This is a genomic window from Glutamicibacter soli, assembly GCF_052322135.1.
GTDB lineage: Bacteria > Actinomycetota > Actinomycetes > Actinomycetales > Micrococcaceae > Glutamicibacter > Glutamicibacter soli.
The window spans coordinates 670,495-684,705 of record NZ_CM125969.1 but is presented as its reverse complement, the minus strand read 5'-3'; the positions used below and the strand labels follow the sequence as shown (position 1 = coordinate 684,705).

Sequence of the window (14,211 nt, the reverse complement as noted above, 5' to 3'; positions counted from 1 at the left end):
TGCCCGTGCGCGAAAACTGCGAATTTCATTATTGTGACGAGCGAAACGATATTGATACTCTTGTCTCCATGAGCAAAGACCAGCATGGAACCAATCAGCGTGACATCGAGTCGGGGGTCCGCACCGACTTCCACAACACGATGTCCTACGGCAGCTACCTCGACCTGGAGCGGATCCTCTCCGCGCAGCATCCGGTCAGCGTGCCGGAGCACCACGACGAGATGCTGTTCATCATCCAGCACCAGACCTCGGAGTTGTGGCTCAAGCTCATGCTCCACGAGCTAGTCGAGGCGCGCCGCCTGCTGGGCGCCGACGACATCGGCAAGGCACTGAAGTGCCTTGCCCGCGTCAAGCACATCCAGAAGACGCTGACCGAGCAGTGGTCAGTGCTGGCGACGCTCACCCCGCGCGAGTATGCGCAGTTCCGCGGCTTCCTCGGATCCTCCTCGGGATTCCAGTCCTTCCAGTACCGCGCGGTGGAATTCATCCTCGGCAACAAGCACGCCGGAATGCTCAAGGTCCACGAAGCGGATCCCAAGGCGCACGAGCTGCTCAGCAACCTGCTGAACGAGCCGACCCTCTACGACGTGTTCCTCGCGGCGCTGGCCCGCCACGGCTACGACATCCCGGCAGAGGTGCTCGAACGCGATGTCACCAAGCCGTGGACCTTCCAGGAATCGCTGATCCCGGTCTACAAGGACATCTACGAATCCGAGGACACCTTGTGGAGCCTCTACCAGGCCTGCGAGGACCTGGTGGACGTCGAGGACAACTTCCAGGCCTGGCGCTTCCGCCACCTGCGTGTGGTGCAGCGCACCATCGGCTTCAAGCGCGGCACCGGTGGCTCATCGGGCGTCGACTTCCTCAAGCGCGCCCTGGACCTGACGTTCTTCCCCGAGCTGTTTGCGGTGCGCACCGAAATTGGCAGCTAGCACGCAGCTCGTCGCCTTCACCCTGGATGATTTCGAGGCGCGTACCGGCAGCGCCGCCTCCATCATCCGCACCATCGCGGGCCTGTACCTGCGCCATGAAGCCGCTCCGGTAGCCCGCACCAAGATCCTGGCGCTGGCCACGGCCGCCGAGGTCTCGGCCCCGACCGCGCAGACGGCGATTTCGCGGCTGGCGGACCGCGGCGTGCTGGAGGCCGCCGGGACCTCCAGCCTGCAGGTCACCGCCGCGGCCCACGCGATGTTCGCCCGGGGCGACCGCCGGATCTTCACGCCACGCCAAATGGCGGACGAAGAACTATGGTGCCTGGTGGCCTATTCGCTGCCGGAGACCATGAGACCCCTGCGGCACCAGGTGCGCAAGCACTTCCTGCAGCTCGGCGGCGGCCTGGTCAATGCCGGGCTGTGGATCTTCCCCGGCTACCTGCGCGAGGAAGTGCTCCAGGTCCTCGGCGCGCTGGAGGTCCGCTCCTACGCCACCGTCTTCACCACGCAGACCCCGGACTTCCCCGAGGGCGCCATGCAGGCCGCACGGCAGTGGTGGGACCTCGGCCGGCTGGAATCGATGCATTCAACCTTCCTGGAGAGCACCGCCGCGCTGGACGCGCAGCCAGCCTCGCCGGCCGCCGCCTACCGCGGCTACGTGGCCATGGTCGACGCCTGGCGGGCGCTGCCCTACCTCGATCCCGGACTGCCTGATGCCATGCTGCCTGGCAACTGGCCCGGCCGGCCCAGCCGCGAACGTTTCCTCGCCCTGTCCCGGGCCTATGGACCCGGCGCGCGGCATTTCGCCACGGCCCTCCTCAAAGGCTAGGCCCACGCGGGCTGGTCCGTGCCGTAGCGCGTCGGCGCCTGCGGGTAGTCCAGCTGCGCGCCATTGAGCTCGAAGGGCGGCAGCGCGTAGTCGAGCATGCCGTAGCCGCTCTCCCGGCGGGCGGTCGCTGGGGTTCCGAGCTCCACTGCCGGGGCGGCGGGGCGGCCGAAGTCGAACAGGGCCTGCGCGGTCCTGGCCAGCGAAAACCGCACGGTCCCGGTCCGCTGCCGCTCGGTGCGGGCCCGAAGCAAGGCGATCACCGCGGCCGCAATACCGTATCCGGCGGCGTAATCCAGCCCCTGAACCGGAAGAGCTCCGGGTTTCCCGCCCGGCGTCCGGTACGCGTCCGCGATGCCGGTGGCAGCCTGCACGATGCTGTCGAACCCGCGGCGGGATGCCCACGGACCTGCGAAGCCCCAAGCGCACAGCTGGGCGATGACTAGTTGCGGGTAGCGCTCCCGCAGGCTCTCGGCGGACAGTCCGAGCGTTTCCAAGGCCCCGGGCCGGTATCCCAGGATCACCGCATCCGCCTGCGCCAGCAGCTCGTGGACTGCCGCCAGCCCCGGCACCGTGGCAAGGTCCAGCACCGTGCTGCGCTTCGCGAATCCTGTGTCGATGTGCTGGTCGGGAAGTTCCGGGATCCGGGGTCCGTCCACGCGCAGCACCTGCGCGCCCAGCAGTGCCAGCGTCCGGGACGCCGTGGGACCGGCGATGACCCGGGTGAAGTCCAGGATTTTCAGTCCTTCCAGGGGCAGCCGGGACTCCGGATGGAACCGCCACACGCCGGTCTCGGGCATTGCGGACAACTCGAACTGCGCCCAGGGTCCTGCCGCTGCCGGCTGCGCTTGCGGTTCGTCGAGCCATTGCTTGCGGCTGCGTACCGCGGCGGCGATGCCTCCGGCGGCCACGATGCGTTCTTGGGCTTCGAAGGCATCGGACTGCGCGAGCGCGGTAGTCAGCTGCTCAGGGCCGCTGGCATTCATCGCATCCAACAGCGCACGTTCATGGTGCGGATAGTTTGCATGGGTCCGGATCCATCCCCGGGCGGTCGGGAAGAATCCGGACAGCGGCGCGAAAGCCTGCACCGTGCGCCCCGCGATCTTCAGGTGCCGGAAGGACTCGAAGCCCGCGGCCAGCTGGGACGGCCCACTGCGCAGCTCGCATCGTCCGGCGGACAGCTCGGCGACCGCCTGGCCGACTAGTCCCACGCTGTGGCTCGCCAGCCCTTCCACATCCAGCGCCCCGCCCCACCAGCTGCCGGGAGCGCCGCCCCTCGTGCCGGGCCGTTCGAGCAACGCGGATTCTTGGAATCCTGCACCCAGAATGTCCCATTGCACGGCCGGTTGCGGATGGGTGAAATCGGTTTTCATGACGCCACCATATGCCGCTTTTATACCTTTATATATAGGTATAAAACGAGTACGCGATTCCAGAGGCTTCCGACGCCTTAAAAGACGAGTCCCACGACCGGCTGAATGCCAATCGTGGGACTCGGGAATCGTTCTGCGAAATTACTTCGTAGGAACGTTCAGGGTCTGTCCGACCATGATCAGGTCTGGGTTGCTCAGCTGGTCGTCATTCAAGACGAACAGCCCGCGCCAGTCCTTGATGTCCAGCTTCTTGGCAATCTTTGCCAGGGTGTCGCCGGACTTCACGGTGTAGTTCTTGCCCGAATCGGTGACGTCGATGTTGAAGCTCACCGGAGCAGGGGCTGCGGCGACGCGCTTGCCCGAGGTTGCCGGAGCAACCGACTTGGTCGACTTGACCGACTTGACCGACTGGGTTGGAGCTGCGCTGCGCGAAGCAGTGCGCTCGTAGTCGTTCGAGTACGACTTGTACGACTTGGCCTTCTGCGAAGTCTGGGTGCTCGACTTCTTGGCGGTCGAGGTTGCCTGCTTAGTGGCGGTGCCCTTAGGCGAGCCGCTGATGCCAAGCTTGGCGGTGCAAGCTGGCCATGCGCCCCAGCCCTGGCCCTGCTGGACCTTGGTGGCCACGCGGATCTGCTCGGCCTTCGACGCGTTATGGGCCGAACCCTTGCCGCCGTAGGCCTTCCAGGTCGACGGCGAGAACTGCAGGCCGCCCGAGTAGCCGTTACCGGTGTTGATGGACCAGTTTCCGCCGGACTCGCACTGGGCCAACTTGTCCCAGGTGCTTGCTGCCGAGGCAGGTGCGGTGGTGGCAACCATGGCGCCGCCGGCAACTGCGAACGCGGCCAGGGTGGCTCCACCGCGACGGACAATCTTCTTAGTCTTCTGCTGGATCATTATTCTCCAGTGCTCTTCCGCACTCAGGCCTTCCAAGACCATCCTTGTGCACCGCTCAGCGTCGCATTTCGACGTTGATTAAGCACTGCCCTGACGAGCGGTTCGGAAGTTCCGGCAGTACCTGTTTCCCCATAACACCGCGAGTGTTATCGAAACGTTATGAAAGACGATAGCGCACCTCCCCGCCACCTTGGCAACTCAGTGAATTCTCAGGGACACTAAAACACGAGGTCAAAGTCAGAAAAAAAAATTTAAGAAATCTTCTCCCCAAGCCCTGATTCCCACATCGAAGCACCCCGAGCGTTATGTTTTCGAAATGGATTCCTGGACCCCAATTGTGATATGGAACCACTTCATTTTGTCTGAGCTATTCAATCCAAGCAGCAAAGGGTTCCCTGCCCGGTGTGCCCGACGACACATGCATCTTTTCGATACCGCGCCGCGAGCGGAGAAATGAGTGCCCGATACTGCATAATCCCGTATTTATCCCTAGGCAGGGCGCAGTTGCGGAACGTGCGAATCCGATCTTCTGTAGGCTGAAACCAAGATGCAACGCCAAGAGCCCGGCATTGGGCAACAGAGGAAGCTCATGCCCATGACGAAAAGGTCCGCGAAGGACAGGCTGCGGGAGGCTTACCTCTGCTATCCGCGCGCAGTGCGCGAGTTCTTCAGAAACGATGGACTCGATGGCGGCGCCTCCCTGTCCTTCTACATGGTGCTCGCCATGTTCCCCGGACTTCTCGCACTCATTTCGCTGTTGACGCTCGCGGGCGCCACCGAAAGCGGCACCGAATGGATGCTGGAGGTGCTGCACATGGCCTTGGCCCCGAACGGCGAAGTACTGACCGGCGACTCGAAGCAGCTGCTGGACACGGCCGAACAGCTGCTCGACACCTTGGCTGAACATGCGGCCGGGACAACGCTGGCGATCGTGGCAGGTTCGCTGGGTGCGTTGTGGAGCACCTCGGCCTACGTTGCCGCATTCGGCCGGTCGATGAACCGGCTGTACGGCGCAACCGAAGGCCGGCCCCAGTGGAAGCGCCGCCCGCAGATGTTCCTGATCACCCTGCTGATCATGGTCTTGGCGGTCATCACCATGGTCCTGCTGGTCGCCTCCGGATCCGTCGCGCAGGCGCTGGGGAACATCTTCGGCCTGGGCGACAGCTTTGTCACGATCTTCAACTTGGCCAAACCTCCCGCACTGCTGGTGGTTTTCCTGCTGGTCCTTGCGCTGCTGTATTACTACACCCCGAACGTGAAGCGCCCGCGCTTCCAGTGGTTCTCGCCGGGCACTGTCACTGCGATGTTCATTCTGGGACTCTCCATGGCAGGCTTCAGCATCTACCTGAGCAACTTCGCCAACTATTCGGCAACCTACGGGGCCATCGGCGGCGTCATCGTGTTGATCGTCGCCTGCTGGGTCAGCAATATCGCCTTGATCCTCGGAGCCTTGGTCGACATCGAATTCATCAGGCTCAGGCAGCTGCGCACCGGAATGCCGTCCGCCGAAGAGGTCCAGTTGCCGCTGCGTGATTCAACGCTGGTGGCCAAGAAGTCCCTGTCCAACTACCGCGACCTGGTCCAGGCCCAGGAAATCCGCATCAAGCACGGCGGCGATCCGCTACAGGACATGGCGGTGGACCCGGAAGGGAAAACCAAACGCAAGGCCAAGGTCGCGCCGATCGTCCTGGTTGCCGCGGCGGCCTGGGCTGTCACCCGATGGGCGACCAAGAAATCAGTGGACAAGCATGCCTCAGAAAAGTCCGACTAGGCTGCTCACGGCCCACAGCAACGCCGCAGTCCCCAGCGCCAGCATCACCACAAGCCACAGGGTGGCGAAGGTACCGGTCGCGCGGGCTATCAGGTAGGCATCGGACTGCCCCAGATCGCGCCGCCGCCAGGTGTGCACTCCGATGACCTTGATGAAGTCCTTGACTCCGGCCAGCAGCAGAAAGCCGGCAATCAGCAGCGACAGGTAGACATAGGTGCCGGCCGGGGCGAAGAACACCACGGCCAGGGCCACCGCGGAGGTGACCAGGCAGACCACCACCGCGGGCCAGTTGCGGGCGAAGAACAAGGCCAGCAGGAAGAACAGCGCGTAGACGCCCAGCGCCCGGCCGGCATAACCCTCGGAAATCGCCCACAGCATCACCGCCGACACCCACAACGGCGCCGGATACCCGAAAAGGCCCGAGAAAATGACCGAGAATTTTCCCCGGCCGCGGCTGACCACTTCGCCGGAATGGTCCCATCCCAGACGCAGGCCCATGACGAATCGCCCGGTGAGCATCGCTGAGACAATGTGCCCCATCTCGTGGATGAGTGTTGAGTACAGCCCGGTGATGCGCCAGATCCGGCGCGGCAGGACCAGCAACCCGACGGCGACGGCCAAGGCTGCCCACTGCCAGGCCTGCAGGTCGACAGCAACCGGTTCGGCCAGACGAGCCCATGCTTCGCCGATATTCAGGTTCATTCGCCGCTCTTCCGCTCGGGCTGCGCGAGCCCTGGACTATATTCGGTTCCATTCTTCCAAGCCCGGGCCGGCGAACCGAACCGCACGACACGTGCAGGGAGAAGTTCTATGAATAGTCACAGCTGGCAGCCATACGATGGATGAAGCAAAACAACATATCTCACTGGAGGTTCATCGTGTCACGTTTGGCATCAACTGCACTGGCAGTCACCGGTCTGGCTGGCGGCTACGCAACCGGTCGTGCCACCAAGAAGCGTCCACTGGCGGCAGTGGTTCTGGGTGCGGCAGGCGTGGGTGCATTCATGATCTGGAAGAAGGACGCCGGAACCGCGCGGGCAGTCACCCTGGCCTCCGCCTACGTTTCAGGCTTCGGCGCGTCCCACCCGATGGCCAAGTCGATGGGCGCATGGCCTGCAGTCAACACCGTCACCGCAGGCGTCGGTCTGCTCTCGCTGCTCCTGGGCGGCAAGAAGAAAGCCGCTGACCAGTAGGAATCCCAATAATCCTTTTGTCGGGGTCGAGTGCTACGTTGACTAGGTAACTATCTAGTCGGCGAAAGGCACCGGCCCCGTGTTCTTTTTGAACCAGCACCTCGTATACTCGGCCAGCGACCTGTCAATCGCCGTCGACTGCCAGTACCAGTCGCTGTTCCTGCTGGACGTCCGGCTGGAACGCCGAGAGAAGCCGGACGCCGTCACCGACGAAATGCTGCACCGCACCGCGGTGCTCGGCGACGTGCACGAACACCGCGTCCTGGACCAGCTTGTGCAGAGATACGGCGAGTACAACCCGCAGACCGGGACCGGGGTCAAGAAATTCACCGACCGGCCGGAGATGACCGAGCAGTCCCTGCGCCGGGCCCATGAGCAGACGCTGGCAGTGCTGCGCAGCGGTGCCGACGTCATTTTCCAGGCGACCTTCTTCGACGGGTCATTTGTCGGCTTCGCCGACTTCCTGGTCCGCCAGGAAGACGGATCCTGGGCCGTGTGGGACACGAAGCTTGCCCGCCATGCCCGCGTCAGCGCGCTGCTCCAAGTCGCAGCCTACGCGGACCAGATGATGGCCGAGGGCATCGAGGTCCACCCCCACACCACGCTGGTGCTGGGCGACGGCACCCATTCGTCCCATCGCATCGATGAGATCCTGCCGGTCTTCCGCGCGCAGCGCGACCACTTCCTGTCCATGGTGCGCGAGCACCAGGCCTCCGGCCAGCCCGTGGCCTGGGATTCGGACCAGCTGCGCCTGTGCGGCCGATGCAGCCTGTGCGCCGAACAGGTGGAGCAGACCCGCGACCTGCTGCTGGTCGCCGGCATGTCCATGGCCCAGCGCGAAAAGCTGCGCCGCCAGGGCATTTCCACAATCGACCAGCTCGCCGCGCTGGAGCCCGATCCCAAGACCTCGCTGGCCCGCGCCGTGGAGCAGGCCCGCATGCAGGTGGGCGCCGACCCGTTGGCCACCACCATCCAGAACGTGTCCTACCGGGTGAAGTCGGACCAGACCATCACCAGCCTGCCCAACCCCGACCAGGGGGACATCTTCTTCGACTTCGAGGGCGACCCGCTCTACCAGGAACCGCTGGATGATTCATGGGGCCTGGAATACCTGTTCGGAGTGATCGAGAACGACACCGGTAAACCGGTGTTCCGTCCGTTCTGGGCGCACAGCCGGGCCGGCGAACGCCGGGCATTCCTCGACTTCATCGAGTACGTGGAACAGCGGCGCCGCCGCTTCCCGGGCATGAAGATCTACCACTACGCGGCCTATGAGAAGAGCGCCCTGCGCAAGCTCTCCCAGGTCCACATCGCCGGGGAGGACGAGGTGGACCAGTGGCTGCGCGAGAACCTGCTGATCGACCTGTACGACACCGTGCGCAATTCGCTGGTCGTCTCCACCCGCTCCTACTCGATCAAGAAGCTTGAACCGCTGTACATGGGCGAGCACCTGCGCTCGGGCGATGTCACCGACGCCGGCGCCTCGGTGGTCGCCTACGCCCAGTACATGCAGGCCCGCGATTCAGGCGCCGATGCCGAGGCGCAGCAGGTGCTGGATTCCATTGCCGACTACAACGAATACGACTGCCTCTCGACGCTGCGCCTGCGCGACTGGCTGCTGTCCCTTGTCGATTTCCAGCCGCACACGCTGATTCCGGACTCGGCTGTGCCCGAAGCCGTCGAGGAGTACGAGCCGGCCCCGGAGGAGCTGCGCCTGCAGGAGTACCTGGCGGCGCTGCCCGAGGGCGAGGCGCTCGGCGCGGACGACCGCGCCATCGCGATGGTCGCCGCCGCGACAGGCTACAACCGGCGTGAGAAGAAGCAGTACTGGTGGGACCACTTCGACCGGCTCAGCAAAAACATGGACGAGTGGGCGGACGTGCGCGGGGTCTTCATGGTGGATTCGGCGCAGGTGCTCGAAGACTGGCACAAGCCCACGCCGCGGGCCCGCACCGTGACCAGGATTTCAAGGCTGCACGGCACCCTGGCCGAGGGCTCGCTGCTCTCCCCCGGCTCCGGGGTGTTCGCCATGTTCGCCGGCCCGCTGCCCGAAGGCATGGAGGTCGACGACAAGGCGCTGCGCGGCGGCGCCTTCAATGCGACGGTGGTGGAGGTGGGCGAGGGCTGGATCACCATCGCGGAGAAGACCAGCGGCAAGATCCCCGAATACGGGGCCTTCCCGGTCGCGCTCACCCCCGACAAGCCCATTGCCACCAAGAGCATCGACGAGGCGCTGGCGCAGCTCGCCATCGCGGTGGGATCCACTGTCCCGGTGCTGCCGCAGCAGCCGGGCATCGACATCCTGCGCCGCATCCCGCCACGGCTGAAGACCCTGGCCGCGCCGGTGGAGCCGGCCGTGGTGGACGGCAGCGCCCAGGTCTACCAGGCCGTGGTGCGCACGCTGCAGGACCTGGACAACTCGTACCTGGCGGTGCAGGGCCCTCCGGGCACCGGCAAGACGTTCGTCGCCTCCCACGTGATCCGCGAACTGGTGGATGCCGGATGGAAGATCGGTGTCGTGGCGCAGTCCCATGCGGTGGTGGAGAACGTGCTGCGCAAGGCCATTTCCGCCGGCGTCGACCCGGATCTGGTGGCCAAGGAGGTCAAGCACAAGGACCCGGTGCCGTGGCACGGCACCGACAAGGAGGACCTGGAGCGCGTGCTGTCCGGCCGGGACGGCGCGCTGATCGGCGGCACCGCCTGGACCATGACCGGATCCAGGGTGCCGGCCGGCAGCCTCGATCTGCTGGTGATCGACGAGGCCGGGCAGTTCTCGCTGGCCAACACCCTGGCGGTGTCCCGGGCGGCCCGCAACCTGCTGCTGCTCGGCGACCCGCAGCAGCTGCCGCAGGTGACCCAGGGCTCGCATCCGCAGCCGGTGGACGAATCGGCGCTCGGCTGGCTGTCCAACGGCCGCCCGGTGCTGCCCCGGGAGCTGGGCTACTTCCTGGCCGCCTCGTGGCGCATGCACCCGGCCTTGTGCGCCAAGGTCTCCGCGCTGAGCTACGACCACCAGCTGTTCTCCGCGCAGGCCGCCGGCCAGCGCAGCCTGGCCGGCAGCGCCGCCGGGGTGGAAACCCGGCTGGTGGAGCACCGCGGGAACACCGTCAGCAGCGCGGAGGAAGCCGCGGAAATCGTCGCGCTGGTGCGCGAGCATCTGGGCATGCAATGGTCCCCGGGACAAAACGCCGCCTCCCGCACGCTGGCGGCCTCGGACATCCTGGTGGTCGCCGCCTACAACGCGCAGGTCAACATGGTGCGCGAGGTCCTGGAATCAGAGGGGCTCGGGGACGTGCGGGTCGGCACCGTGGACAAGTTCCAGGGGCAGGAGGCCCCGGTGGTGCTGATGAGCATGGCCTGCTCCAGCGCGGCCGACGCGGCGCGCGGCATCGATTTCCTGCTCAACCGCAACCGGGTCAACGTGGCGATCTCCCGCGGCCAGTGGAAAGCGGTCATCGTGCGCAGCGACCGGCTGACTGACTACCTGCCCTCCAGCCCGGCGGCCCTATCCCAGCTGGGCGCCTTCATGGCGCTCTAGCCCGGCTGGATCCCGCCGTCCGCCGGCCCGGCGCGCGTTCAGCGTGCCGGGTCGATGACCTTCTTGACGTCGAAGAACTCGGAGAGCACCGGACGGTCCCCGCGCAGTTCCTTGTCGAACTGCAGCCCGTCGATGTTGATGCGCATCTGGCGCTGGTAGTCGTCGGTCTGCTGCATCCACGCGCGGATGGTGCCGTCCACGCCGTAGAAGTACTTGAATCCCTGGTCTTCCAGGTATTCGTACCGGCTTCCGGAGTACTTGGCGGTGCGGGCGATGTCCGAGCCGAACGGGTAGATCAAATGCTCGGTCTTGCCCACGATCGGCTCGACTTCTTCCTTCCACAGCTTCATGTCCCGCTTGAAGCGCGCCATGTCCACGGTGCCGGTGGAAATGTGGCCCCAGGAGTGCGAGGCGAAGATCCAGCCCTCGTCCTTCATGGCGTCCGCGACCTCGGTCGCGGCCTTCTGGTCCTTCTTGATGTTCTTGTTTTCCGGGTACTGGCTGGCCGAGGTGCGGTAGCCGAATTCGCCGTTGTACCCGGTCATGGCCACGAGGCCGCGGGCGTCGCGGTAGGAGAAGTCAGGATGCTCCTCGATGAAGTCGTCGAGCATGGTGGTCACGTCGTAGGCTCCCACATGCGTTTTGCCCTTGGCATCGGTGTATTCGTTGCGGACCTTGCCGTCCTTGTCCACCAGCAGCTTGCTCGCGAACCCGTCGCCGTCCATGTACTCGTAGTAGCTCACGTCATCCACCGACAGCACCAGCGGCTGCTTGCCCTTGGGAAGCATGATCTTGCGGTAGGCCATGTTCCCCTTCTTGTCCGGGCCGGCGAAGTCCGCGGGGTTCACCAGCACGAAGTCCCGGGCGTAGAGCTCCTCGATGATCGCGGTGAACTCCTTCTGGGTCACCATGTAGTCCTTGTAGCCCTGGGCTTCGCCGTCCCCGTCGAAGGCGCGGTCGGTGTCGATGACCAGCGAGTGGAAAAACAGGTGCGGGATCTGGTTCGGCTTCTCCCAGGCCACGGTCTGGGACTTTTCCTCTTCCAGCCCCGGGACCAGTTTCTGCAGTTCCTCGCTGGGGTCCTTGGAAGCCATCTTGATGGCGGCCGGGTAGTCGTAGCCGTCGGCCAGCCGGTTGATCTCCGCCTTGGCCTCGGCCACGCGGGCTTCTTCCTGCGCGGCCTGGGCGGAGGCGTCCGGGGCGGCCGACGCGTCGTTCGCCGCGTCCTGCGGGTTGGGTTGCTCACTACTGCATCCGGCGAGCGCCGCCACCAGGATCCCTGCGGCCAGCAACCGTGCGAACTTCATCATCTTCGACCTCCATGCCCGAAACGCGCCGAAAACCAGCAGATACGGCGTTGTCATCGTCTCGTTCCGACACTACACAGGCAGCCCTGCCAAAAACACCGAATGGCAGTTCATTACTCCAATCGATACAAAACTGGCATCTGCCGCGCAGGGGGCGCACATCTGGCGTGAAGCCGGATGCTCTAGAATTAGGAGGTTAGGCGTCACGAAGATCAAGGAAATGCATGCAGCCCTCGCACCGCGCGAATAGCCTGTGGATCCAGTCCCAGCAGTTCAGAAGCTCGGCGGCGTACCGGCTCTTAACGGCCCAGCCCTGGGCGGTCGCCTTCATCCGCGCCGAGTTCACCGCGGACCGCCCGCGCATCGCGCTGGAACTGTTCCACGCTTCGCTGGATTCCTTCCTGAAAACCGCCCGCACGAGCGACGAGCAGATCCCGCAGACCTACAGTGCGCAGGACTTCGCCGAAACCTGGGTCAAGCAGGGATTGCTGGCCCGTCCGCTGATCGACGGGCGCTTCGTCTACGAGCCCAGCGCCCAGACCCTGCGCACGCTGCGCTTCCTAGCCGATTTCTCCACCGACGACTCGCACCTGAACTCCTCGCGCCTGAACACGCTGCTGTCCTCGCTGGAATCCCTGGCCCACGAAACCGACCCGGATCCCGAGGCGCGCATCCGCGCGCTGGAATCCCAGATCGCCCAGCGCCAGGCGCAGATCGACCAGCTGCGCTCCGGCACCGATCCGGCGGTGCTCTCCCGCACCACCGCGCTGTCCGCGGCCCGCTCGGTGCTGGATCTGGCCGCGAGCCTGCCGGCGGACTTCCGCCGCATGCGCGACGGGGTGCAGGACATGCTGCATTCGCTGCGCGAGGGAATCCTGGACGCCTCCACCGCCAAGGGCGTGGCGGTGGGCCAGGTGCTGGAAGCCGACCGGCAGCTGCGCTCAACCGCCGAGGGCGAGACCTTCCGCGGCTTCACCGAGTTCCTGAATTCCCCCGAAGCCCAGCAGCGTTTCCGCGCGGCGCTGGCCGAGGTGCTGGAGCGCGACTTCGTGGACGACCTGGACACCCCGGAACGCCAGATCCTCACCAACCTGCTGCGCGAGCTGCGCCGCCAGGCCGCCGAGGTGCACACCTCCTACGGCAAGCTCTCCGAGTCCCTGCATGCCTTCGTGCAGTCCGAGGACTACAAGCAGGCCGAGTTGCTGCGCCGGGCGGTGCGCGAGGCGGAGGCCGCGATCAGCAAGTCCGCGGGCCTGAAGCCGCGCAGCGGGCTGGCCCCGCTGGAACTGTTCGCCCCGCAGTTCGTCACCCTGCACGGGCTGGGCATCTACGATCCCTCCGAGCATGTGGCTCCGCCGCCGCTGGCCCATGCCCCGGAATTCAGCGCCGAGGACATCGTGCGCACCCCCAGCACCCCGGAGGCCGACATGCCGGCGCTGCGCAGCGCGATCGCTCAGCGGCTGCGCGGCGCCGCGCAGGACCCGGTGCCGCTGGATCAGGTGTTCGCGGCCCTGCCCGCCGAGCACCAGCACCTGAATACCATCCGTGCGCTGATCGAGATCGGGCGCACCAACGGCGAGAACCTCGACGAGTCGCAGCTGCTGGGCATCGAATTCACCCAGCTTGATGGTTCCACGCGCACCGCCTACCTGCCCGCCCTGAGCTTCACGAAGGAGCCGCTATGACCTACACCGACTCATATGCCGCACCGATCACCGATCCGCTGTTCGACGGGGATACCGGCAGCTTCCCGCTCCCGCTGCGCCAGCTGCTGGTGCGGCTGCTGCGCGGCCCGTACCTCGACGGCTCCGTGGACGCCGCGGCCTGGCAGCTGCTGCTGGATTCGCAAGGCGCTGTCACCAAGTACTTCTCGGAGATCTTCCTAGCGCTGAGCCTGGACATGGAGCGCAAGATCGCCATGCTGGCGCCGGTGGACATCGAGCAGGCGCACACCGCGCCGATCGCCCCGCGCCGCCCGCTCAAGCGCGACGAGACCCTGCTGGCCCTGCGACTGCGGCTGCTGCTGGAGCAGCAGTCGGGCACCGGGGCCGATGCGGTGATCTCCCGCGCGGGCATGCACGAGATCCTGGCCGAGCACCGCGCCGCCGCCGACCGCGACGACAAGCGCTTCGCCGAGTCCTGCGATGCGGCCATCGCCCGGCTGGGCTCGCTGCGGCTACTGACCAATACCGAGCTGGCCGACGAGTTCCGCATTTCCCCGGCGCTGGCCATGGCCCTGCCCTTGGCCTCCATCCAGGACATCCCGCGCTACATCGCGGCGATCGACGCCAACGAAGGCGTGCTTAACCTCGCCGAGGCGGAGCCCGACGAGTCCGACGCATCCGAACAGACCGACGCACTGGTGCAGGAGTAGCCG

Annotated in this window: 11 protein-coding genes; 7 read left to right on the top strand and 4 right to left on the bottom strand. The window is 65.6% G+C overall.

Translation table 11 applies throughout. From position 1 onward, the window contains the following. Positions 1 to 68: 68 nt before the first annotated feature. Entirely contained in the window at positions 69 to 932 is an 864-nt protein-coding gene (gene kynA / locus ACTX90_RS03305) for a tryptophan 2,3-dioxygenase (protein WP_053797411.1), read from the top strand. After that, a complete protein-coding gene (locus ACTX90_RS03300) occupies positions 922 to 1,761 on the top strand; it encodes a PaaX family transcriptional regulator (RefSeq protein ID WP_052772250.1) in 840 nt (279 codons plus the stop codon). The genes kynA and ACTX90_RS03300 overlap by 11 nt, the downstream gene beginning before the upstream one ends. Here ACTX90_RS03300 and ACTX90_RS03295 read toward each other — a convergent pair. Together ACTX90_RS03295 and ACTX90_RS03290 are read right to left on the bottom strand one after the other, a co-directional pair. Beyond that, positions 1,758 to 3,131: a CoA transferase gene (locus tag ACTX90_RS03295; RefSeq protein ID WP_052772249.1), complete on the bottom strand. Its 1,374-nt coding sequence runs from the start codon at positions 3,129 to 3,131 to the stop codon at positions 1,758 to 1,760. The two genes, ACTX90_RS03300 and ACTX90_RS03295, sit on opposite strands and share 4 nt — an antisense overlap. Positions 3,132 to 3,272: 141 nt before the next feature. Next, positions 3,273 to 4,025, bottom strand: coding sequence for a transglycosylase family protein (locus tag ACTX90_RS03290; protein ID WP_424573667.1), 753 nt, complete (start codon positions 4,023 to 4,025; stop codon positions 3,273 to 3,275). Positions 4,026 to 4,620: 595 nt separating this feature from the next. Between ACTX90_RS03290 and ACTX90_RS03285 the strand changes: the two genes are divergently transcribed. Beyond that, positions 4,621 to 5,796 (top strand): YihY/virulence factor BrkB family protein, encoded by a 1,176-nt coding sequence (locus tag ACTX90_RS03285; protein ID WP_052772248.1) that lies wholly within the window; start codon positions 4,621 to 4,623, stop codon positions 5,794 to 5,796. Here ACTX90_RS03285 and ACTX90_RS03280 read toward each other — a convergent pair. After that, positions 5,779 to 6,498 carry a M50 family metallopeptidase gene (locus tag ACTX90_RS03280; RefSeq protein ID WP_052772247.1) on the bottom strand — a complete coding sequence of 240 codons (720 nt, stop codon included), beginning with the start codon at positions 6,496 to 6,498 and terminating at the stop codon, positions 5,779 to 5,781. The two genes, ACTX90_RS03285 and ACTX90_RS03280, sit on opposite strands and share 18 nt — an antisense overlap. A gap of 176 nt (positions 6,499 to 6,674) precedes the next feature. On the opposite strand from ACTX90_RS03280, the gene ACTX90_RS03275 reads away from it, so the two are divergent. Next, entirely contained in the window at positions 6,675 to 6,989 is a 315-nt protein-coding gene (locus tag ACTX90_RS03275; RefSeq protein ID WP_113606868.1) for a hypothetical protein, read from the top strand. Positions 6,990 to 7,068: 79 nt separating this feature from the next. After that, the gene (locus tag ACTX90_RS03270; RefSeq protein ID WP_113606869.1) at positions 7,069 to 10,527 is read left to right on the top strand and encodes a TM0106 family RecB-like putative nuclease; all 3,459 of its coding nucleotides are present in this window, start codon (positions 7,069 to 7,071) and stop codon (positions 10,525 to 10,527) included. Between the two features lie 38 nt (positions 10,528 to 10,565). On the opposite strand, the gene ACTX90_RS03265 is transcribed toward ACTX90_RS03270, so the two are convergent. Further along, positions 10,566 to 11,837 (bottom strand): polysaccharide deacetylase family protein, encoded by a 1,272-nt coding sequence (locus tag ACTX90_RS03265; RefSeq protein ID WP_231735998.1) that lies wholly within the window; start codon positions 11,835 to 11,837, stop codon positions 10,566 to 10,568. Positions 11,838 to 12,058: 221 nt separating this feature from the next. On the opposite strand from ACTX90_RS03265, the gene ACTX90_RS03260 reads away from it, so the two are divergent. Together ACTX90_RS03260 and ACTX90_RS03255 are read left to right on the top strand one after the other, a co-directional pair. Next, positions 12,059 to 13,519, top strand: a complete 1,461-nt coding sequence (locus ACTX90_RS03260) for a DUF3375 domain-containing protein (RefSeq protein ID WP_047118323.1) — start codon at positions 12,059 to 12,061, stop codon at positions 13,517 to 13,519. Further along, entirely contained in the window at positions 13,516 to 14,208 is a 693-nt protein-coding gene (locus tag ACTX90_RS03255) for a DUF4194 domain-containing protein (protein ID WP_113606870.1), read from the top strand. The genes ACTX90_RS03260 and ACTX90_RS03255 overlap by 4 nt, the downstream gene beginning before the upstream one ends. Positions 14,209 to 14,211: the final 3 nt, after the last annotated feature.